The sequence below is a fragment of the Mesorhizobium sp. B2-2-4 genome (assembly GCF_006442375.1).
GTDB lineage: Bacteria > Pseudomonadota > Alphaproteobacteria > Rhizobiales > Rhizobiaceae > Mesorhizobium.
Genome location: NZ_VFWB01000004.1, coordinates 505,406 through 524,993, shown reverse-complemented (window position 1 = coordinate 524,993; position 19,588 = coordinate 505,406). Strand labels below are relative to the sequence as shown.

Genomic DNA, 19,588 nt, shown 5'->3' with positions numbered 1-19,588 from the left:
CGCCAAATCCGCCGTCTCCTCCACGGACGCCGCCGCCGCCGCCTCCGCCGCCAAAGACACCAGGTCCGCCGTTCTCGGGTCCCGGTCCACCTCCAATGCCGCCACCGCCGGGGCCGCCTTTGGCCCTGGTGCCGTCGTATATGCCGCCGTTTCCGAACATACCGCCGCCGCCGCCGCCGGCGCCCGCAAACTTGCCGTCAGCCGAAACGCCGGCACCGCCGACGCCACCTTGCGCCGTGTTGTGCAGCAAGGTGACGTTGCTCACTGTCACACGGGCGCCGCTGGCGACGAACAGGGCCCCGCCAAGTCCGGCGCCGCCACCGCCGCCACCGGCATCACCCGTGTTGGGGCTCACGCCGTTGCCGCCGTTGCCGCCCTGTGCCTTGGCATTTTCGATGACGAGATCATTGATCGCGACCTTGCCCGACTGGACGAACAGACCGCGATGCTGCTTGTTGCCGGAGAGCGTATGGTTGGCGCCGTTGATGGTCACGTCGCGCTTCACCTCAGGCAGGTTGGTGCTCAAGATGATGTTCGCGGTGAAGGTGATGGTGTCGCCGTCCTGGGCGCCACCACTCGGATTGAGCGCGGTCTGGAGCTGCGTCTCGTTGCCGACATTGAAGTTCCTGGCGTTTGCTGGAAGTGCCGTCGATAGCAGGCCTGCAAGGAGTACTATGGCCCGCGCCAGGCAGGAGATTCGCGTCGGCGACCCAATTTGCCTGAGCCGGCCGGCCGTAAGGCGCGACCGCCTGATGACGTCGACTTTTCTACCCACCTGCCTGGCCCCTCGAACCTCTCCGAATTAGGAAATCTTAAATTAGATTCTATGCACCCATGACTGCCGATTGGGGCAGCAAATCAACAGCATTTCTGCCGCCTGCATGCTGGGTGGCGAAGGTTTCACCGCAGACGCTCTAAATCGAAAAGAGATCCTCTCAGATAAGCGGGAACGGCGTTATAGAATTCTTTGCCTTTTCCAGGAAAACTGACCCTGGAAATTCGGGGCGAATCCGCGGGCGGGAGAACAACAGCAAAGGAGAGCGCGTGACGCAGAATGTTGGTCAGAAATTGCGGGTGACGATGGCATTCCTCGGCGCCGTGACACGCAAGGACCTCGCGGCGGCGTTCCGTCGTGTCAACCCGGCGACGTCGTTCGATGTCGAGCGCGCGCACAAATGGATGCAGGGGCGTGCCCACCCGCGCGAGCTCCGGCTCTACGAGGACTGGGCGAAGGTCGTGGATGTTGGGCGTCCGGGAGCCTGGATCGCCGACTGCGAGCTCGACGAGTTCATCCAGGCCATTTGTACTCGACATAATTGCGAGCGCGATACACTGGAGCGCATAAGCGAACCGTCGCGCCGGTCGCTCGCCGGGCAACGCCAGGATGCAAGCCGGTCGCTCGCCGGCACCTACGCCTGCTACTCCCACGCCTGGTCGCCCTATTTCCGCGCCCAGTTCATCAGGGCAGAACTGTCAATCCAATCGAATGGCCCGCAGGGCGTTCTCGCACAGTATTCGGAGCGGCTGCCGACGAGCCGGTTTCAACTTGAAGGCCCGCTCGTGATGGCGGGGCGGGCCATGCACCTCGACCTGGTCGAACCCAGCGGTGATGGCCGCATGTTCTTCTGTCTTTCCTTGCCGACACCACCGGCTAGCGTCCTTGCGGGCCTGATGTGCGGCGCCACGATCATCGGCCCCGACGCGCAGCCATCGGTGACCCGAATTGTGATGATCCGGCTTCCAGCGCCGAGCATGCGGCTGCGCTCTGCGGTTGCATACCTGCCGTCCCAAACGTCGATTGCCGGCGACTTGGCCTCGCTGGGGCTGCGGATTCCAGATCCAGCCGCGGTCGATGAAGGCGTCGGCGCGTTTCTGACGGGCGGCCATGAAGCTGGCCTCGACCAAGTTCAATCGCCTTGCCACAGGGCGTTGGTCGACCTGTTCGATCCGATCTGGCTTGCTGGCGCAATGGCGCAGCAGCGTTTCGGAGAGGCGTAGCTGCTCTCATGCGCCTTTACGCGGGGTCGATTTTCCGGCTGGACCAGAATGCCGTTGTCCCGCCGCGAGCCCACCGGACCACATCCGCCCCTACCATAGCCGAGATGCACTGCTGGTCACTAAACCGACGCTGCCAGCATCTTGCGCAAGAAGAACCGACCTGAGCCCCGAGCGTGATCTGGAAGTTGCCCGAACACCTCGTAACCCAAGGTCTTATAGAAAGCTGGCGCCTGGAATCCATAGGTTTCCAGCCACACCCCCACACACTTCCGCTCCCGAGCGAGCTGTCCAGCAGCATTCATGAGTTGCGTCCCGAGCTTTTGCCGCCTCAGGAATTCCGGAACAAACAACAGTTCGACAAACAACCAATCGTAAGACACTTTTCCCCACAAGCCGCCGATGGTCTCATCGCTATCATGATCACGAAGGAGGATGCCGACTGGCGCATAGCCAGAAGGTTCGCTCGTCGCATCATTATAGCTGACCAAGGCCCTCAAGATCGTTTTATAGTCTGCATCTTCGGGTCTTTCGGACACAATAACGAATGGGCGCATGTTTTAGCCTATTAACGATATATGCATCGATGAACCCCTCTCGCGGCAGACATTCCAAAAACGGAAGAATTTGTCTCAGAAATACTGGGGAACGAATATGGAATTCTTTGCCCTTTCCAGGAAAAGAGGCCCTGGAAACGCACCGGTTCCGTGGGTGGGGCAACAACATGAGCATGAGAGGAGACAAGGCATAGAGCTTCGCGACGGAATAATCCCGGCACGCGGCGGCGGACGGAGATTAGCCACACGAGGGCAGCAAGATCAGTCTCGATTCAAGACGTTTGGCTGTAGCGGAGCAATTTGAAGCAATCCCCGCTTCCCGACTTCAATTGCATCAGGAAATGTTTCGACCGATCGATCCACTCCTGGTGCGACCTGGCGTCCGCTTCGATCTCATCGACCGGTCTAAGTTTGACGAAGCCCCGCCCGTTGCTGAAAAGCCAGCACGCACGGCCGAGAAGTCTCCTGCTGCGCAGGCGCAACAGGTCGGCATCATAAAAGATATCCAGCACCTCCTGCTTGATCTTCCGCTCCTTTTCAGGATTAGCGATCGCAGCATCAAGTGGCTCACCGCCGATCGCATCGTGCAAATCCGTGTAGTCCAGCGGGAGCTGGGTGGTGGCATATTTGATCTCGCTCTCATCGCTGACGATATTAAACCACAGCGTCGGATCGAGTTCGTTGACGACGAACGACGATTCGAAGTCACGCGATAAGTTCAGAATCTCGAACGACTGAACGTCAACGTCGCGCTCGACCAAAAGAATCTCGGCGACCTGCTTGGCGAGCTCCGCTCCGTGCGCGCTGATGGCGTTGTTCTTTCCACCGAGTTTCGGATCGATGTAGGGCCCACCCTCATCGAGCAGCGTGTCGAATTCACCTAGGGATTCGACGACGGCTGCGCCACGAGCGATGCGTGCCGCCAGTTTGGCCATGACCTGCTGGAGTTCGGCTTCGCGTTTGCGCTGGTCTTGGTAGTTCTGCTGAAAAAAGAAGATGAACAGAGATACTCCAATTCCAATCAGGATCACCCCCAGCTGCGAAAAGGTGTTGCGATAATATTCCAACAGCTTTTCACGATGGCGTGCGTCCTGCCGCACACTGCGCGCCACCCCAAGATTGACGATGAGCGAAATGGTCAGGAGCCCGGCGCCGACGAGGATAAGGCCGCCGATGAGGAGGTATCCGTAGCCTGAGAACGTCCTGAAATCCATGTCGTTTACCGGGTTGCCGAGGCGTTAGACATTAGACCCAACCTAATAACATCGGGGAACACCTAAATCTCTGGGACGCCAACATGCGCGAGCGTGAAGGTTCTCGGATGCCGGACGATGTGGCTCCAGCGGCATCGTGTCCGCATCGGAAACCTCAAGGCGGCTGGCTCGCTATGTCGGTCATGTTCGACACCCCCAAGCTCTCTCTCTCTCTCTCTCTCTCTCTCTCTGGGTCAAGGCTTGCGTGGGTCTCGAAGAAAAATGCCCTGGCCATGGAGGTTCAAATTCTCGATCGTGACGGCTGTCGTCCGGTCGGCCTCAACGGTGAACGAAACGGCACTCGGTCCAGAGGCGTTTTCGCCTATCGGCTGGTATGTGAAGGTATCGCGGGTGATGTGCTGAAGTGGAAAGGACTCCGTGCGGGGCCCGAGGCTCATGACCAGGCTGTCGCTCTTCTGTGTAACCGTCAGTCCGCCATAAAAGTCGTTGCCGTAAGTGCCGACATAGCTTGCGGCAGGCAGGGCCGGCGAAGGCTGCGAGCGCGCCCGCTCGGCATCGATGGCGCCGCCGTAGTCGGGCTTCATGGCATCAGCCATGAGCTGGCCGTAGGCGTCGATCCAGTCTCGTTCAACCTTTCCGGCAAATACCAGATCGAGAAAGCTCTTGCTCGTGGCCTCCGCGAGGCCGACCGGATAGCCGTTCGTCACCACGACTATGCCGAGCCGTTCTGACGGAACGAGATGCACATTCGTGCCGACACCAAGATTGAACGCTCCCGAGTGGCTGAGATGGATACGACCCTGCGGATCGAGATCGACGTTCCAGCCGAGCCCGTAAGAAGGGGGAAAAGCGCCGGACGGACCCGATGCGGACCCCCGTGCGATTACCGGTTGGTGAGTCTCGGCGAGAGCAGCCGAGGTGAGGATCTCCTTGCCATCGAGCTTGCCGCCGCCAAGCTGGAGCCTCAGCCACTGCGCGAGGTCGCGTGCCGTGGAGCTGACACCGCCAGCCGGAGACTGGGCGTCAGGATCGCGTGGCGGGCCGGGAAGCCATTTGCCGTCAGTGCGGACGGAATTCACGGCGCGATTTTCGGCGGCGAGGAAATCAGAATGTCGCGAGCTCGTCCGGGTCATGCCCGCGGGTCGGTACAGCCGCTCTTTTGACAATACTTCCCAAGGCTTCCCGGCAGCCTTGGCTGCGGCGAGCGCCGCTTCCGTCAAGCCGAAATTGGTATAGGCGTAGCTCGCCCGGAAGGGACCGGCCGGGTTGACGTGGCGTAGCCGGAACAGGATTTCTTCGCGGCTGTATCCCAGGTCCTCGAGCAGGTCGCCAATATGTCCGGGAAGACCGCTTCGGTGAGAGAACATGTCACGAAGCGTGACCTCGCGCGTGACCCAGGGGTCCTTCAGTTCGAATCCGGGATCGTGCTTTACGATCGGATCGTCCCAAGCCACGAGACCTTCGCCGACGAGAGTGGCGACCACCGTGGACGCAATCGGCTTCGACATCGAGGCGAGCTGAAACACAGTGTCGGGGTCGACGGGCTCAGGCTTGTCCACCTCGCGAACGCCGTAGCCGCGGAGAAACACTACCGCATCGTCGTGAACGATGGCGATCGCCAAGCCGGGCACGCCGGTTCGCGACATGCCATCGCGGATAATGGCATCGAGTTTTGGGAGAACCTCGGTGACACGGTCAGTCGTCACGGGGTCAGTTGTGACGGGCTCGGCGAAGGCCAGTTTCGGCAGGAGGCAGGCAACTATCGCGACTCCCGCCCAAGAGGCCAATTTCGAATGTTTCATCATCTGCTCCGGCGGTTGGAACGTGCCCCACGGCACCCAATGGGAAATCTCGCGGTCATCAGTTGAGTTCGTACAAAATCGCAGATATCGCTCCCTCGTCCGCGAATACCTTGATGACGTCCGCAATGCTCCCGATTGGCGCGACGTTGTTCACATAAGTGACATAGGCCAGCAATTTTCCCGCCTTCGATTTGATGTATCCCGCAAAGACCTGGGCTTTGAGCGTGCCGTCCGCGACTGTTGTCCCGGTTTTCGCAAACACGTTTCCCACGCCTGGCGCAATGAGGGGATTTGGCGGATCGATCCCGACTGTGGCTAGCGAACCATCGACCCCGAGAACGGGAAGAGCGTCGAAATAAACTTCCGACGCTTTCGTCTTCCGCATTGCCGCAAGGAGGCCCGTAACGGCGCCGGGTGTCGCACGGCTATCGGGGCTGCCGCTGCCGTTTGTCGGAAAATCGAAGCCGTCGGGAGAAAGTCCGTACTCACCTATCAGCGTATTCCGCTCGGCTGCGAGGTCCGTCTCAATGGTTCTTGCTCCTTGCGTCAGTCCAAATAGCGCAAGGCTCAGATTGGCTCCGAGATTGTGGCTGACCTTGAGGATCAGCTTCGCGTATTCCGCATATGGCGGTGAAACGAGTCGAGCGACTTCCGCTGACTGTAAGTAGGCGCTTTTCGAAGGAAGCTTCGCGACCGGGTTCGGGCCTGTCGCCGATGCCGTAACTGAGACTCCCGCCCTGCCCAGCGCCTCGATTAAAGCTGTGCGCGCAAAGGAAGACGGCTCGACGATCGGGAACGTCTGGACCAATGTTGCGACGCCGGGCAGGCTCGGCCTGTAGCCGGCAGGGATCTGGCCCTTGACGATCCCGATCTTGGGGTCGGCTGGCGAGATCTCGAGGGAGATTTCCATCGGTTCGCTGGCGGCGACGGTTATCACCTGCGAACTGACGGTGAAGGCCGCTGTTTTAGGTCGCCAGTCCACCGCGGCCGGTTGTCCAGCTTCAGCCGGCAGGATGGTCACGTCTATGAGGTTGTCGTTCACGATCATCGGTGTGATCAGAACATTCCCGTTTGGCACGCGGAAATGATCGAAAAGGCGATCATCGATGACGACATCGCCCGTGACGGCCTTGATTCCGGATTTGGCGACCTGCCTTGCAATGGAATTCAGCCCGGACAGCGGATCGGCCTCCGTGAGGGTCGCGCTGCCGAGCGAATTGGCCTCGGTGTGATCGAAGTTGGTGAAGGCGATCTTGCCGCCGGCCGCAGTTCGTCCGCCAAGGGTCAGATCCCCGCTTGCGAGCAAGACGAGATTTCCCTGAAGCGTGCCGTCTGCCCCTGCCTCGCCGAGACGATAGACCTTCGTCTCGAAGCGATGATCTATGCCGAGCGCGTTCAGCGCGAGACCGACCGAGAACAGCTTTCGCACCGAACCGGTGAAGAAAAGCGAGTCCGGGCCATAGGCCGCCGTCGTGGCTCCCGAGGAGAGATCGACTGCCCGGAGGCCCCAGATCGCCCCGGAATAGCGTGGCGCGTCCATAATCGAGCGGATAGCGGGCGGAAGGTCGAGTTCGGCTGCGGCCGCGCCGATTCCGGCACCCCAAAGTGGCGCCACGACGCCCAAGGCAACCATCAAGCCGCTTCGCGTTCTCTTGAACATCGTTCGTTCCATCTCTTCCTCCAATGCGGCCGCGGCTCGATCGCCACGACGTACCGACGTACCAATGAGAATGCCAATCCGAAGAGAACGCGCATAAAGGCGCTGCTACTGAAGATATAAAAGCTGGGAGTGCTGTGGGGTGTTACCATGCCTGCCTCAGAAGCGTCGCGCCTAGTAGGCCTGCTGAATCGCAGCGGCAATTGCAGCAATGTCGTGATCGGCGGAGATGAAATCCTCGACCGAGCCAAAAGGAGCGCTGTTGAGGAAGATCGCAAAAGCGAGCTCGCGGCCGCTTTTCGCCTCGATATAGCCGACTTGGGTCTTGGCGATGATGATGCCCTGATAATCTCCGGGCGCGGAGATCACCCGTGTGCCATCCTTGATGTGAATATGCCCGACCGCCGGGGTTCCAAGACCGTTCGCAGCTTGTGTTCCATCCACACCCAGGATGGCCATTCCGTCCCGGATGGCCGATCCCCACGGCTCCTTGACAATTCGCGTGAGCACCGTTGTCTGGTCCACGGGCGCTGTCTTGGCGTGATCATCGGAGCCGGCGCCGTCGAAGACGTAAGTGCTTTGCCGCGACACACCCAGGCGGTCGAGCAGTTCGAGCTCCTTGCCGATTCCAGCCACGCAGTCTCGGCTTCCGCCTTTCACGGCTGCAAGGCACAGCATCAAATGGGCGCCGCGATTGTAGCTGACCTTGAGAACGACCTTGACGAATTCCGAGAGCGGAGGCGAGACGTGCTCGGCCACTTTATTGTCAGGGGAATAGGCCGCCGCGTCCGGCAGTTCGTCAACTGGATTTGGCCCAAGCGCGTTCGCGTCTACCTTCACTCCGGCGCGCTGCAAAGCTTCGATGAACGCTGTTCGAGCGAAGGCGGCAGGGTCCGGCACATGCCAGATGCTCAAGGTGGGCGCAACTCCGGCGGCGATTTCGCCGCTGACCCGAATCTCTCCAGGGGCAGGCGACTCGATCGTGATGGGCTTTGGATTCTCTGCGACGGTCATCACGGCGCCTATCACCTTGACGGACGCGGTCTTGGGTCGCCAATCGATCTTGGCCGGCTGCCCCGCGCCGGCCGCCGTCGTCATGATGTCGATGACGTTTTCGTTGAGCCAGATCGGGGAAATGATCCCGTCCGTGGGGTCGCGATGGGTTTCGAAAAGCCGCGCATCGATGATGACGTCGCCCTTGACCTCCGCGATGCCGGAGGCATGAACCCTCTTCGCCAGATTGTCCAGGGCGGCTAGCGGGTCGCTCTCCTTGACCAAGGCGCCCCCAGCAAAGCCGGTGTCGGCATAGTTGTGGTCGATCTCTGGAAAATTGTTGTAACCGAGAGTGCCGTCAGGCTGCTCTCGCAGGCCGAAGCTGAAATCTCCAGAGGCGACCAGGATCAGATTGCCGTCAAGCCTGCCTTCCGACACCGGCCCAGCTTTGTAGACCGGGGTATGGAACCGGTAGTCCGCCCCATACAGGTCGAGCGCAGTGGCCGTGCTGTAGACCTTCATGATCGACCCCGGAGTGAGCGACCGGTCGGCCGCCTGATCGACAAGCACAGTCCCCGCGTCGAGATCGACCACGCGCATGCCCCAGCTTGTGTGCGCGTACGCGGTTTTGGATTGGATCTCTGCTATGACAGCAGAAACGCTTGCCGGCGTGTCGCCTTCGATCCGGGGAAGGGTGTCGGCGCGCACGCCCGTACTACATAAGACGCCCAGGTTTACTAGAGCCACGAGGCTGGTCACGGACATCGAACGGATCGTGATCATGGGCAATTCCTTTTCATGAGCGTGGATCCACGCGCTGGGCGAGGTTTGAGCGTAGAGGACGCATGGTTAGAAGCGCACCCCCGCCGCGACGCGGAACAGGGCGCCCTCGACACCGAGCTGGGCTTCATCCTTATAGGGCGTAGCCACGTAGGCCAGGAGGTTGAGGTGGGTTCCGATCCCGGCGCGGATGCCGATACCGACGGAACCGAGCGAAGCGAACTCATAATCCCTGCCCGGCGGGTTCCACACCGCTCCATAGTCAACGAATCCGAACAGGCTGGGATTAGCCAGCCACGGCATGGCGGCATCGATCCCTTTCCGAAGCTCGAACGCGGCCGCGATGCCATCGTCGCCGGTGATCGAGGAGCTGTCGAAGGCTCGGCTATAGGGGTCGCCTCCCAGGTCGAAGCGGACCGCCGAAGGGAGCTCGGTGAAGGCGTACTGGCCGGTGAACTGCAGTTGCGCCGTGAGGGTATCGGTAATGTCGCGTGAGAGCGTGCCTTCACCGAACATGTAGGTGAAATCGGCGTTCTCGGTATTCGAGCCGAGACCGCTTAAACCCCGGCCCAGGCCGGCCTCGGCGACGACGGCGACACCGCCTATGGTGGTGTCAAACGTGGCTGCCGCCGTCAGCCATCGATTGCTATTGCGCGCCGCCGGATCGCCATTGACGTCGACTGCCACATCCTTGGTATTGATCGCGAATTTGGCGAAGAGATTGTGGTCGATCGTGCGCACAATCGCGTAGTTCAAAAAAGCCTTTCCGAACGTGCTCCCGACGTGAATGTCGTCGTCGTCCAGCGGATTCGACCAGACTTGGCCGAACTCATACCCGGCGACGAACCCCGACGGCCCGAGCGGAAATGCCTGCCCGAACCGGAGAAACACGAGCTTGTCCGGGTCGGCGGGATTGGTCACCGCGAGCGCCTCGGTGCCCTCGAACAATCCGAGAGCATCGTTGACGCGCGCGATACCGGAAAGCTGCAGCGGCCCGGTTGATGGCGTGCCCAGATTGTCGAGGCGGGCATCGAGCCCGCTCCTCTTGAAGTCGACCTTCAAAACAAGCCTCCCCGCAGCCGGATCGTCCTCGACCTTGGAAAGCTTGGCCTCCACCGTGAAGCCGGGGATATCGGCGACGAGCAAGGCGTAGCGCTCAAGGTGAGAGACACGGACCGGTCGTTCCGCCACCATGCGGGCAATATACGGCTTCAGCCGTTCCTCGAGACCGGGCTGATCCGATTCCACGACAACATCGCGGAGATAGGATTCGTAGACGACGATGCGGATCCGGCCGCTGCTGAAATCCTGCTTCGGGACCAGGGCCGCCGCATAGTAATCGTGTTCACGGTAGATGCGTTCGATTCCGTCGATGATCTCCTTCATATCGAGGAGTGAAACCTCTCGACCAATCAGTTTCCCCCAAAGCGCAGAGAAGATCGCCGGATCGAGCGTCACCGCTCCTTCGAGGTCGATTTTGCGGAGCCGGAAGCGGATGGTTTTGAGCTGCTCGGGGGACAGGCCGGCGACCGGCGCGGCATGCGTAACGGTGATACTTGGAGGCCGCCGAGGCGGCGGCTCGAACCGCTCAATGACAGTTGTCTGATCTCTGATGACGCGGTCCGCGTCCTGCGCCTGAGCGCGAGCGACCAGCACCGCCAGAAAGCTTGAGGCGATCAGCACCAGTCTGGTCGCCAGACAAAGCCGGTCGTGGTGAACCACTCTTTGCTCCAAAACTGCCCACGAATTTCTCAAGCCGCAGACATTCTAACCGAGAGCAATTGTCTCAGAAAAAGAAGTTGTCTCAGATAAATGGTGACGCGTGCATAGAATTCTTTGCCTTTTCCAGGAAAAATGATCCTGGAAATTCGGAGCGGTTCCGCAGTTGAGCAATAAGAACAAAGGAGTAGCGACGGCGCGGAAAACTGATCAGAGCTGCGTGCGATGCCGGCGCATCTGGCCACCTCGTCGACATAGTAGCTGGCATAACATTCACGCTTAGGATAAACGCGCGGATTTTTTTACGCCGTAGGCTGTTTGCGATATCGGTGCGCCAGCTCTCTTCACGGGGAGCGCGGGCGAGGTGTGCGGCCCCAACTCTCGCGCGCGGACCCGCTCTGCCGCGGATGCCGTCGCTTGTGCGAGCCCCGGACTCGACATCGCAATCGTATGGAAGGCACGATCAGCGTCGCCAGGCCCATCCGTGCCGGTGACCGTCTCGCTATCACAACGTCTTCTGACAGGTCTCTCACTGGGTGAGCCATCGTAATGAGATTAGGTCAACGCTCCTGAGACTGCATGGATCGAAACGCCAACCGGCCAGTTAGGTGGGTCAGGTGCAGACACGGAGAGAACTGTGAGCCCGAATGCCTCAGGCAATGACATAGGACACGCCACCCCAACCAGACCAGCCGCGGACGGTCTCGCTCCGGCCTTGGCCCGCAACATCGAAGCAATTGTTCAACGACGAAAGCGCGATGCGAAAGCAGCCACTGCGGAGCAACGCGCTGCGGCAGCAATCAGCAAGTTCGCAGGCAGCATGATCTTCGTCTATATTCATCTTGTTTTCTTCGGCGGCTGGATCGTCCTCAACATTAAGCCCGTTGGCTTTGTTCAGCCTTGGGACCCATCCTTGGTCATCCTTGCAATGATTGCATCCGTGGAGGCGATTTTCTTGTCCACGTTCGTGCTCATCAACCAGAACCGGATGGCCGCTGAGGACGATGCCAGAGCAGACCTCGATCTTCAGGTGAGCCTGCTGAACGAACATGAGACGACCAAGCTTATCAAGATGGTCGAGGAGATTGCCAGGCGCTTGAATATTCGCACGGAAGCGGATGATGAATTGAACGAACTGAAGCGCGACGTCGCGCCTGAAGCTGTTCTCGACAAGATCGTGGAGGCAGAGGAGTAGGCAACTCTGGGGGAGAGGGCGTCGCCAATGTCCCACCGATAGCGACACTTGTCCATGAGCGCTCGTCGTGCTGTGAACGCGCTCTGGTTGACTTGATGGGCCGCCGAGGACAGCGTGTCTCCGCCGAGGACAGCGTGTCTCGTCGGACGACACAATATTCCACAGCACACCATGATCAGCGGCCCCTCTCACCACAGTCACTACCGGCAGAAGCGGACTATTCGGGTTCTGCCGCCTCAAGAGCGTCGATGACCGGAGCAAGCGAGTCATCTTCCTGACGCGGCGCCTGCAACTCGCTGGTCGCATTCGCCTTGTCGAGGGCTTGCTGGATGGCGTCTTCTATGTTGTCGATCTCTTGTTCGCGAACCTCGCGCCCATATCCGGCAGCATCCGCATCCTGTTCGAACTGCTGCACGAGCCCTGCGACGGTGACTGGTGCGTCCGCAGGCACATTGCCGACATTCTCCTGCAGCCAGCTTCGAAAGAACTCTATGGTCGCACTCATCTCGCCTCCTGAGCCGGACAACTGCCGCAGAGAGTGGTTGTTCCATGGCCCTGTCAGGAATTGCGAACTCCACCGGCATCGACCGAAGTCCCCAGCATGCCATTGCCGCAAACGAAGCGAGCCGCCTTCCCCTTCACCGTCGCCTGTCAGCAACTCATCTGTCTTGGTTGGTTGGATCCCCTACGCTAGATCGGTCTGCACAGCCTGGATGGAGTTCGACGCCGATGGCGGCGATGGACCGATGCTGCCCGCATTGTGCTCGCGCTTCGGCGCTTTCGCAGGCAGTCCGGTTGGGAATGCCGCATGCAGAAAAGCACTCCGACAGTCTTCTTCACGAGTGATACTCATTTCAGTGACGCGCGCATCCGGCGGATCGAGCGGCGGCCGTCCAGCTCGCTCCTTGAGCATGACATGACGCTTATGACGCTCTGGCAGATTACTGTAGAGGGGCGAATGGGTCCTCCGTGCTGGCCACCCGAGTCGGCGGCGACGCGGTCTGCACCGCCGACCCACGACATTGTTCCCGCGCGCGCGCTCTTCGATGAAAGGCGTCGCCAGAGCACGGCGATACCTCGCCTTGCAACGATCGCGCATGTCCAGGTGGAGCGCCCGGCGGGCGTCTAGCCCCGTGGTCGGGTCGTCGAGGATCGGGAGGCGCGACCGGTGCATCAACGCCCGGGAGATCTCGCCGCTGCTCAGCTGGCGGCCCGAAAGCGAACGGACCCGCTCATCGCGCCAGTCGAGCTCCTCGCAAATTCTCCTTCGCCGACGTCTGCGGCAAGTCCATGCAGCGTGGGTTAGCGTAGGTTTTCGGCGGCGGTGAGATGGGGCCAAGTGCCGGCGGCTTGGCCGGCATGGAATGACCCACACACCGATCAGCCCGAACTGGGCGTGAAAGAAATCAGTGACTAGCGAGAACAGTTCCGTGTTCCCGGCGCCGCTGGCGCTGCGTGTATGACAAGGTGGGCACTCATGCATCGGCCGATGAAGTTGCAGGGCGCGTTTTGAGCAATTCGCTCGGTGTTATTGCGGGGTTGCTCCCATTCTTGCGCGTGGCGCACCATATTAGCCATTTGACGGGCGCAGATGCCGTTTGCGGGGACTCGCCCACCAAGAGGCTCTAGAGTTGCGAGTGTAGTCTGCTGGCCAGCCAGTCCGATACTTTTTCGGTCAGGGGGCGCGCTTCCCATTCGCCCAAACTGATCTGCCTTGATCGCGCAAGATCCTGGCTGAACAGGTCGATCTGCGTTTTGGCAAAATCCCGGCCGTAGACATTCAGCGTGGCTTCGTCGTTCAGTCGCAAAGAGCGCTCGTCCAGGTTGGCAGAGCCAAAGCTCGTCCAGACGTCGTCGACGATCAGGAGTTTGGGATGATACATCGTTGGCTGGAACTCGAAGATCCGGACCCCAGCTTTGAGCAAGTCGCCCCAGAAGTACCGCGAGCCCTTTCGGACCAGGGGCACGTCTGTGAGCCAGTTGGGCACGATCACGTCGACTGCTACCCCTCGTTTCCTGGCGTCCAGGATCTGCTGCAGGGCAATATCGTCAGGCACGAAATAGGCCATTCCGATGCGAAGATGATCCTTGGCGGCAGCTATCGCGGCCAGCATCATCAGTTCCATGTTCTCCGAGCCATTTGGCTGCGAGGATAGAATCAACTGAGCTCCAAGCGTCCCCGCAGGTTCGGAGGGTGGGTAGAACTTCTCACCCTGCAATGTCTCCCCGGCCGTTTCCAACCAGTTTTCCGCGAAAGCCGCCTGGAAGGCAGACACTGCGGGTCCTTTGACTTGATAGTGCGTGTCGCGCCACTCATCTGGGTTGCGGGCGTTTCCGAGCCAGTTGTCGGCAATACCGACGCCGCCGGTGAACGCGACCAGCCCGTCGACGATCAGCAGCTTGCGATGGGTCCGGTTGTTTACACGATCCAACGTATACCAATGGATAGGTCTATAGCGCTGGAACCGCACGCCGGCGCTTGTCATGATCTCGATCAGCTCTTCATCAAAAGGCAGGCTGCCGACCCAGTCAACGAGCACACGGACCTCGACACCGTCTCGGGCTTTGGTTGCCAACGCGCTCGCGAACTCATAACCGACGACCCCCGACCAATAGATATAGGTCTCGAAATCAATTGTAGAGCGAGCCGCATGGATCGCCTGCAGCATCGAAGGAAAGATCTCATCTCCGTTGACAAGGGTTTGTACCGAGTTTGATTCGAACAGCTGTCCTTGCGAATAACTGCTCATGCTCCTGACAAATTCAGGATCCGCCGCGTCGAAACGGTGCGGCACAAGCGTTCGCAAAATGCGTGGCTCTGGTGCCAAGTTTATGCTCAGCAACGTGATCAGGCTGGCGACGACGGCAACGGCCACGTATTTGAGGCCCTTGAGCAGCCTTCGCAGATTTAGGCCAAACCTCACTGGGTCCGCGCCCGCCCGTGGCGCCGCGAGTCCGCTTGGCACATCTCAATCGCCCTGCTGTTTACGAGTGCGATGCTTTTCGATTTCCTCTGGTTCTTCATCATCGATTCTGGTGATGTTTGATGCCGAGCTATTCGTTCGCAACATCTCATCCAGCTTGGCATGGATCGCCTGCGTGTCGCGATGCTCTGCGCGCTGAATGAACAGTGTCATGGCCCAGGTGAACAGGGTCGCCGCGCCATGCCAGTTCAAACTTTCCCTGTCGAAAAATAGCCAAAGGGCGGCGTAAGCCAGCAACACCAGGAATGCTGCCGGCCGAGAGGTCAATGTGCCGATTGAGGTGAGCACGCTCGTGATCGGGTGATTTGCCATCATCAAGAACTTTCGACTGCAACGCGGGTTCCCATTCTTGGCCCAAGCTCTGCAAACGTGCTTGAAGGTTTTGCCGCAAGCTGATCCGACATCTTGGGTGGCCACAGTTTAGGACGAACCCGGAACTTGGTGACCATGGTCGGATGCGGCGGCGTGAAGGTGTCGCTCCACGGCAAGATATGAAGCCTTCTTCATGTGTGGCGGAACCTTCGGCGTCGTGCAGCTTTACGTTCTTTAGGTGGAGATCATGAGGGGAGATGCAGCTTGTCTTCGCCGGCGTGGGTGGTGTGCAGCACGCGGGCGAGCGCTCGGTGACGCCACTGTGATGTCCGTGCGAAAAAAATGAATCGCTAGCTTGCCGCCTTCGACCCCGCAGACAGTCGTACCATCATATTGGTCCGACACTCGGCGATTCTCGGAACGTGACTACTTCCAAGTGATGGGGTGAGGTATGGGACACGATACTACCTGACCTGAGCTTTTGAGCCCGCTCGACATTAAGGAGGTAACCCCTTGCCAGGTGAGATGATACTGCCGAACAGATCAGGTTTCGATTTATCCGTGTTGTTCAAGGTGCTGGAGCGACGGGACGATCTCACGGTCCAAGACCGGGCAGTACTTCAGGACGGCCCCTGGCGCGTGCGTGATTACGAAGTCGACGACGAAATCGTCGTGGAGCACTCCGAACCCAAGGAGAGCTGCGTTATCGTCTCGGGGATCACGGGAAGAAATGTCACCTTCGCCGACGGCAGGCGCCAGATAACGGCCCTCCACATTCCAGGCGACTTCGTGGACCTGCATGCATTCCTGTTGCACGTTATGGACCACAACGTCGTTGCTTTGGCGCCAACTCGCATGGCGTTCATCGGGCATGATACGCTGCGTCGGATCACCGAGACCCACCAGCACCTGTTCCGCGTGCTGACAACGGTATTGGCGGTGGATGCCGCCATCCAGAGGGTTTGGATCGCGTGCCTCGGGCGCCGGTCCGCAGAGGCCCACCTGGCGCACATCATTTGCGAGATGTTCCTGCGCATGGAGGTCGTCGGCTTGACCCGGGAATGGTCATTTGAATTTCCTGTCACGCAAAGCATGCTGGCGGATACGGTCGGGCTGTCTGTTGTCCATCTCAATCGGACGCTCATGGCATTGCGCCGTGCTGGCCTTATCACATGGCAGCGTAAGGTGGTGACCATCACGAACTGGGATCGCTTGGCGCGAGCCGCTGAGTTCGATGCGACTTATCTCAACCTTCGCAAAGAGCCGCGATAGAGACTTTTATTCGCGGGCTTCGTCGTCTCCAGCAGCAATGATGGCCCAAGCAATGGCGCACGGCACGCTCGGCTTGAGAGGCAGGTGGAAGACCCCAACGGGCAAATTGCCGACGCACTGCTCAACCACCTCGACCCGTGCACAATCGTGCCGACGCATAGTGCTTCGGGCCGCACGGCAGGCGATTTCTTCTGGCTCCTCTGCTGCATTTGAACCTATCCGGGCGGCCCTCAAGCATGGGATCCGCGATGTTCATGCACCTTGGGTTAACGGATCTGATGCGTCTGGCGCCGATTAAAGCGATCAGTTTGGAACTTTTCATCCCCACAAGCGTTTGAGGGGGCTTGTGGGAGACGGGGTACCAAATGAAGCAAGGGGTTCTTCCTGCTCAAGTCGACGAGATAGCCTCTCTCTCGGAGGTGCCCGACCCGATACTCACCAATGAGTTTGAGGATTTCTTCGAGAATGCCGCCATCGCACTTCACTTCGTCGGGAAAGATGGCACCATCTTGCGTGCCAATCGCGCAGAATTGCAAATGTTGGGATTCACGGCCGAGGAATATGTAGGCCGCAACATTCGCGAATTTCACGCAGATCCGGTTGCTATTGCAGACATATTGGACCGCCTGTCCCGGCGGGAGGAACTTCAAAACCACCGCGCGCGGCTGCGGGCCAAAGATGGCTCGATCCGCTGGGTAGAAATAACCTCCAACGTTCGCGCATTGGGTGACCGTTTTCTCAATACCCGCTGTATCACCACCGATGTGACTGAAACGGTCAAGGCGCAGGAGCTGATACGCGAACAGGAGCGGCGGCTTGCCATTACCTATGAGAACGCTGCCGCAGGTATCGTGGAAGCAAACGCCGAAGGCCAGCTGCTGCGGGTAAATTCCTATCTGTGTGACCTTTTGGGTTACTCGCAGGATGAGCTGATTGGGCGATCGATTTTTGACCGCACCTTTCCCGCCGATGCTGAAGCAGATCGCGAGCAGTATCGACGGCAAGTGGCTGGCGAGATCGACAGCTACACACTTGAAAAGCGATTTGTTCGCAAGAATGGATCAGTTTTTTGGGCTGTTGTGAATTCGTCGAGCGTTCATGACTGCGACGGGTCATTTCGATACGCTGTACGTGTTCAGCACGATATCAGCGAGCGCAAGCGGGTTGAGGCGGCGCTTGCCAAACGTGCCGAGGAGCAGGGTGCGATACATCGATTCACCGAAATGCTGCAGCATGCGCGCACGCAAGAGGATGTGTATGCGCCGGCGCTCGATGCAATCCAACGTGCGCTCCAATGCCAGCGTGCTTCGATATTGCTGTTGGATAAAAACGGGCGCATGAAGTTTGTGGCTTGGCGTGGCCTGTCCGACACTTACCGCGTAGCGGTGGAAGGACACTCGCCTTGGTCAGCGCAGAGCCAAGATCCGCAGCCGATCTGTGTCGACGATGCACAGCAAGCGGATTTGCCGGAAGAATTGAAACAAGCGATCCGGACTGAGGGCATCGGTGCGGTCTACTTCATTCCGATCACACAAGGTGGACGGCTTCTGGGCAAATTCATGGCCTACTTCGACCAGCCTCAAGAGTATTCGGAACAGCAGATTGAAACGGGTCGGACCATCGCTCGTCAACTCGGTTTCGGCATCGAACGCATAAAGGGCGAAAATGCTGCTCAGAGGCTGGCAGCAATCGTGGAGTCTTCCCATGACGCGATCGTCAGCAAGGATTTGAATGGGATCATTTTGACATGGAATCGCGGAGCTGAGCGCCTGTTCGGCTATTCGGCCTCGGAAGTGCTCGGCAAGCCCATCACGATCATCATCCCTCCGGATCGGCTGCAAGAGGAGCCGCTCATCCTGGGTCGGATACGCAAGGGCGAAATTGTCGATCATTTCGAAACAGTCCGGCGCCACAAGGATGGGTCGCTAGTGGACATTTCTCTGACGATATCGCCTGTCCGAGACGCAGCGGGCCGTATCGTTGGCGCCTCCAAAATTGCCCGGGATATAACTGCGCAGAAAATCGCGGAAGCAAAGGTGCGCGACAGTGAACGTCACCTTCAGGATCTTCTCGCCGCCATCCCTGCTGCAATCTACACGACCGACGAGCAGGGCAAGATCACCTATTTCAATGAGGCAGCGGTCGAACTCGCCGGCCGCACGCCGGTGATCGGCAGTGATGAATGGTGCGTCACCTGGAAGCTCTATTGGCCAGATGGAACGCCACTTCCTCACGACCAGTGTCCAATGGCTGTTTCCCTTCGTGAAGGGCGGCCGGTCCGGGGAGTTGAGGCAATTGCCGAGCGGCCGGACGGCACGCGGATTCCATTCATTCCCTATCCGACACCGATGCGGGATGCAGCTGGAGAAATTGTCGGCGGCATCAACATGCTGGTCGACGTCAGCGAGCGCAAGCAAGCTGAGACACAACAGCGGATCCTGCTTAACGAACTCAACCATCGCGTTAAGAACAACATGATGATGTTGAAGTCCTTGCTTTCGGTAGCGGCCAGGACCAGTCAAAATTCGGAGGCACGCAAGACGCTCGACGAGGCAAGCAAGCGAGTGGCGACCATGGCTGCGGCTCAACGTGTCCTCTACGACACGCCAGATGCATCCAATTTCAGCGCGCCACTTTTTCTCGGGGCTATTTGCGAAACGACAAAGCAGGTGTTTCCAGCGAACGTCCAACTCGTTTGCGACGCCGATCCCATCCAGTTGCCCAACGATATCGCGATGCCGCTTGCGCTCATACTCAATGAGCTTTTGGTCAATGCCGTCAAACATGGATCTGCGGGCAAGGCAAGCAACATTATTCGGGTTGGGATCAAGCAGCACGGTCAAAAGCAGGTGTTGACGGTAGAGGATGAAGGTTCAGGTTTCGATCTGAGGGCGGTGCGTCATTCCTCGTCAGGTTTGCGGTTGGTTGAGGGATTGGCGCGACAGATTGGTGGGATTCTCGAAGTTGAGCGAGATCCGTCTCGTTGCATCGTGATTTTTTCTCAGGCTCCCGGGGAGAACGGCTTTGACGTTAAAAACGGCAATAGTTGAGACAAGCCGGACGGGGGTTTCGAGCCGACCATCCAGACCTCAGCTAGTTTTCTCCAGA

The 19,588-nt window shown here is 59.3% G+C and carries 13 protein-coding genes and 1 pseudogene; 4 read left to right on the top strand and 10 right to left on the bottom strand.

The window, feature by feature from the left end:
• A pseudogene (locus tag FJ959_RS31775) lies at window positions 1-775 on the bottom strand (hypothetical protein); the annotation flags it as partial.
• Window positions 776-1,044: 269 nt separating this feature from the next.
• Between FJ959_RS31775 and FJ959_RS13500 the strand changes: the two are divergent.
• Window positions 1,045-1,998 carry a hypothetical protein gene (locus tag FJ959_RS13500; RefSeq protein ID WP_140562256.1) on the top strand — a complete coding sequence of 318 codons (954 nt, stop codon included), beginning with the start codon at window positions 1,045-1,047 and terminating at the stop codon, window positions 1,996-1,998.
• Window positions 1,999-2,117: 119 nt separating this feature from the next.
• On the opposite strand, the gene FJ959_RS13495 is transcribed toward FJ959_RS13500, so the two are convergent.
• From FJ959_RS13495 to FJ959_RS13470, 6 genes are all read right to left on the bottom strand, one after another.
• Window positions 2,118-2,552 carry a GNAT family N-acetyltransferase gene (locus FJ959_RS13495; protein ID WP_140584672.1) on the bottom strand — a complete coding sequence of 145 codons (435 nt, stop codon included), beginning with the start codon at window positions 2,550-2,552 and terminating at the stop codon, window positions 2,118-2,120.
• Between the two features lie 272 nt (window positions 2,553-2,824).
• The gene (locus FJ959_RS13490) at window positions 2,825-3,766 is read right to left on the bottom strand and encodes a hypothetical protein (RefSeq protein WP_140584671.1); all 942 of its coding nucleotides are present in this window, start codon (window positions 3,764-3,766) and stop codon (window positions 2,825-2,827) included.
• A gap of 233 nt (window positions 3,767-3,999) precedes the next feature.
• On the bottom strand, window positions 4,000-5,568 hold the full coding sequence (locus FJ959_RS13485; RefSeq protein WP_210239519.1) for a serine hydrolase: 1,569 nt from the start codon (window positions 5,566-5,568) through the stop codon (window positions 4,000-4,002).
• 58 nt (window positions 5,569-5,626) lie between these two features.
• The gene (locus FJ959_RS13480; RefSeq protein WP_140584669.1) at window positions 5,627-7,240 is read right to left on the bottom strand and encodes a D-alanyl-D-alanine carboxypeptidase; all 1,614 of its coding nucleotides are present in this window, start codon (window positions 7,238-7,240) and stop codon (window positions 5,627-5,629) included.
• A gap of 159 nt (window positions 7,241-7,399) precedes the next feature.
• Complete coding sequence (gene dacB, locus FJ959_RS13475; RefSeq protein ID WP_140562247.1) at window positions 7,400-9,001, bottom strand: D-alanyl-D-alanine carboxypeptidase/D-alanyl-D-alanine-endopeptidase; 1,602 nt, start codon at window positions 8,999-9,001, stop codon at window positions 7,400-7,402.
• 66 nt (window positions 9,002-9,067) lie between these two features.
• Window positions 9,068-10,720, bottom strand: coding sequence for a ShlB/FhaC/HecB family hemolysin secretion/activation protein (locus FJ959_RS13470; RefSeq protein ID WP_181172033.1), 1,653 nt, complete (start codon window positions 10,718-10,720; stop codon window positions 9,068-9,070).
• A 634-nt stretch (window positions 10,721-11,354) separates the two neighbouring features.
• Between FJ959_RS13470 and FJ959_RS13465 the strand changes: the two genes are divergently transcribed.
• Window positions 11,355-11,912 carry a DUF1003 domain-containing protein gene (locus FJ959_RS13465; protein ID WP_140562244.1) on the top strand — a complete coding sequence of 186 codons (558 nt, stop codon included), beginning with the start codon at window positions 11,355-11,357 and terminating at the stop codon, window positions 11,910-11,912.
• Window positions 11,913-12,129: 217 nt separating this feature from the next.
• Here FJ959_RS13465 and FJ959_RS13460 read toward each other — a convergent pair whose 3' ends face one another.
• From FJ959_RS13460 to FJ959_RS13450, 3 genes are all read right to left on the bottom strand, one after another.
• Entirely contained in the window at window positions 12,130-12,417 is a 288-nt protein-coding gene (locus FJ959_RS13460) for a DUF768 domain-containing protein (protein WP_140562242.1), read from the bottom strand.
• Between the two features lie 1,120 nt (window positions 12,418-13,537).
• On the bottom strand, window positions 13,538-14,788 hold the full coding sequence (locus tag FJ959_RS13455; RefSeq protein WP_246679065.1) for a phospholipase D-like domain-containing protein: 1,251 nt from the start codon (window positions 14,786-14,788) through the stop codon (window positions 13,538-13,540).
• A gap of 93 nt (window positions 14,789-14,881) precedes the next feature.
• Complete coding sequence (locus FJ959_RS13450; protein ID WP_140562275.1) at window positions 14,882-15,208, bottom strand: low affinity iron permease family protein; 327 nt, start codon at window positions 15,206-15,208, stop codon at window positions 14,882-14,884.
• Window positions 15,209-15,721: 513 nt separating this feature from the next.
• On the opposite strand from FJ959_RS13450, the gene FJ959_RS13445 reads away from it, so the two are divergent.
• Both FJ959_RS13445 and FJ959_RS13440 read left to right on the top strand, forming a co-directional pair.
• Entirely contained in the window at window positions 15,722-16,480 is a 759-nt protein-coding gene (locus FJ959_RS13445) for a Crp/Fnr family transcriptional regulator (RefSeq protein WP_224704873.1), read from the top strand.
• 365 nt (window positions 16,481-16,845) lie between these two features.
• Window positions 16,846-19,530: a PAS domain S-box protein gene (locus tag FJ959_RS13440; protein WP_140584666.1), complete on the top strand. Its 2,685-nt coding sequence runs from the start codon at window positions 16,846-16,848 to the stop codon at window positions 19,528-19,530.
• Window positions 19,531-19,588 lie beyond the last annotated feature (58 nt).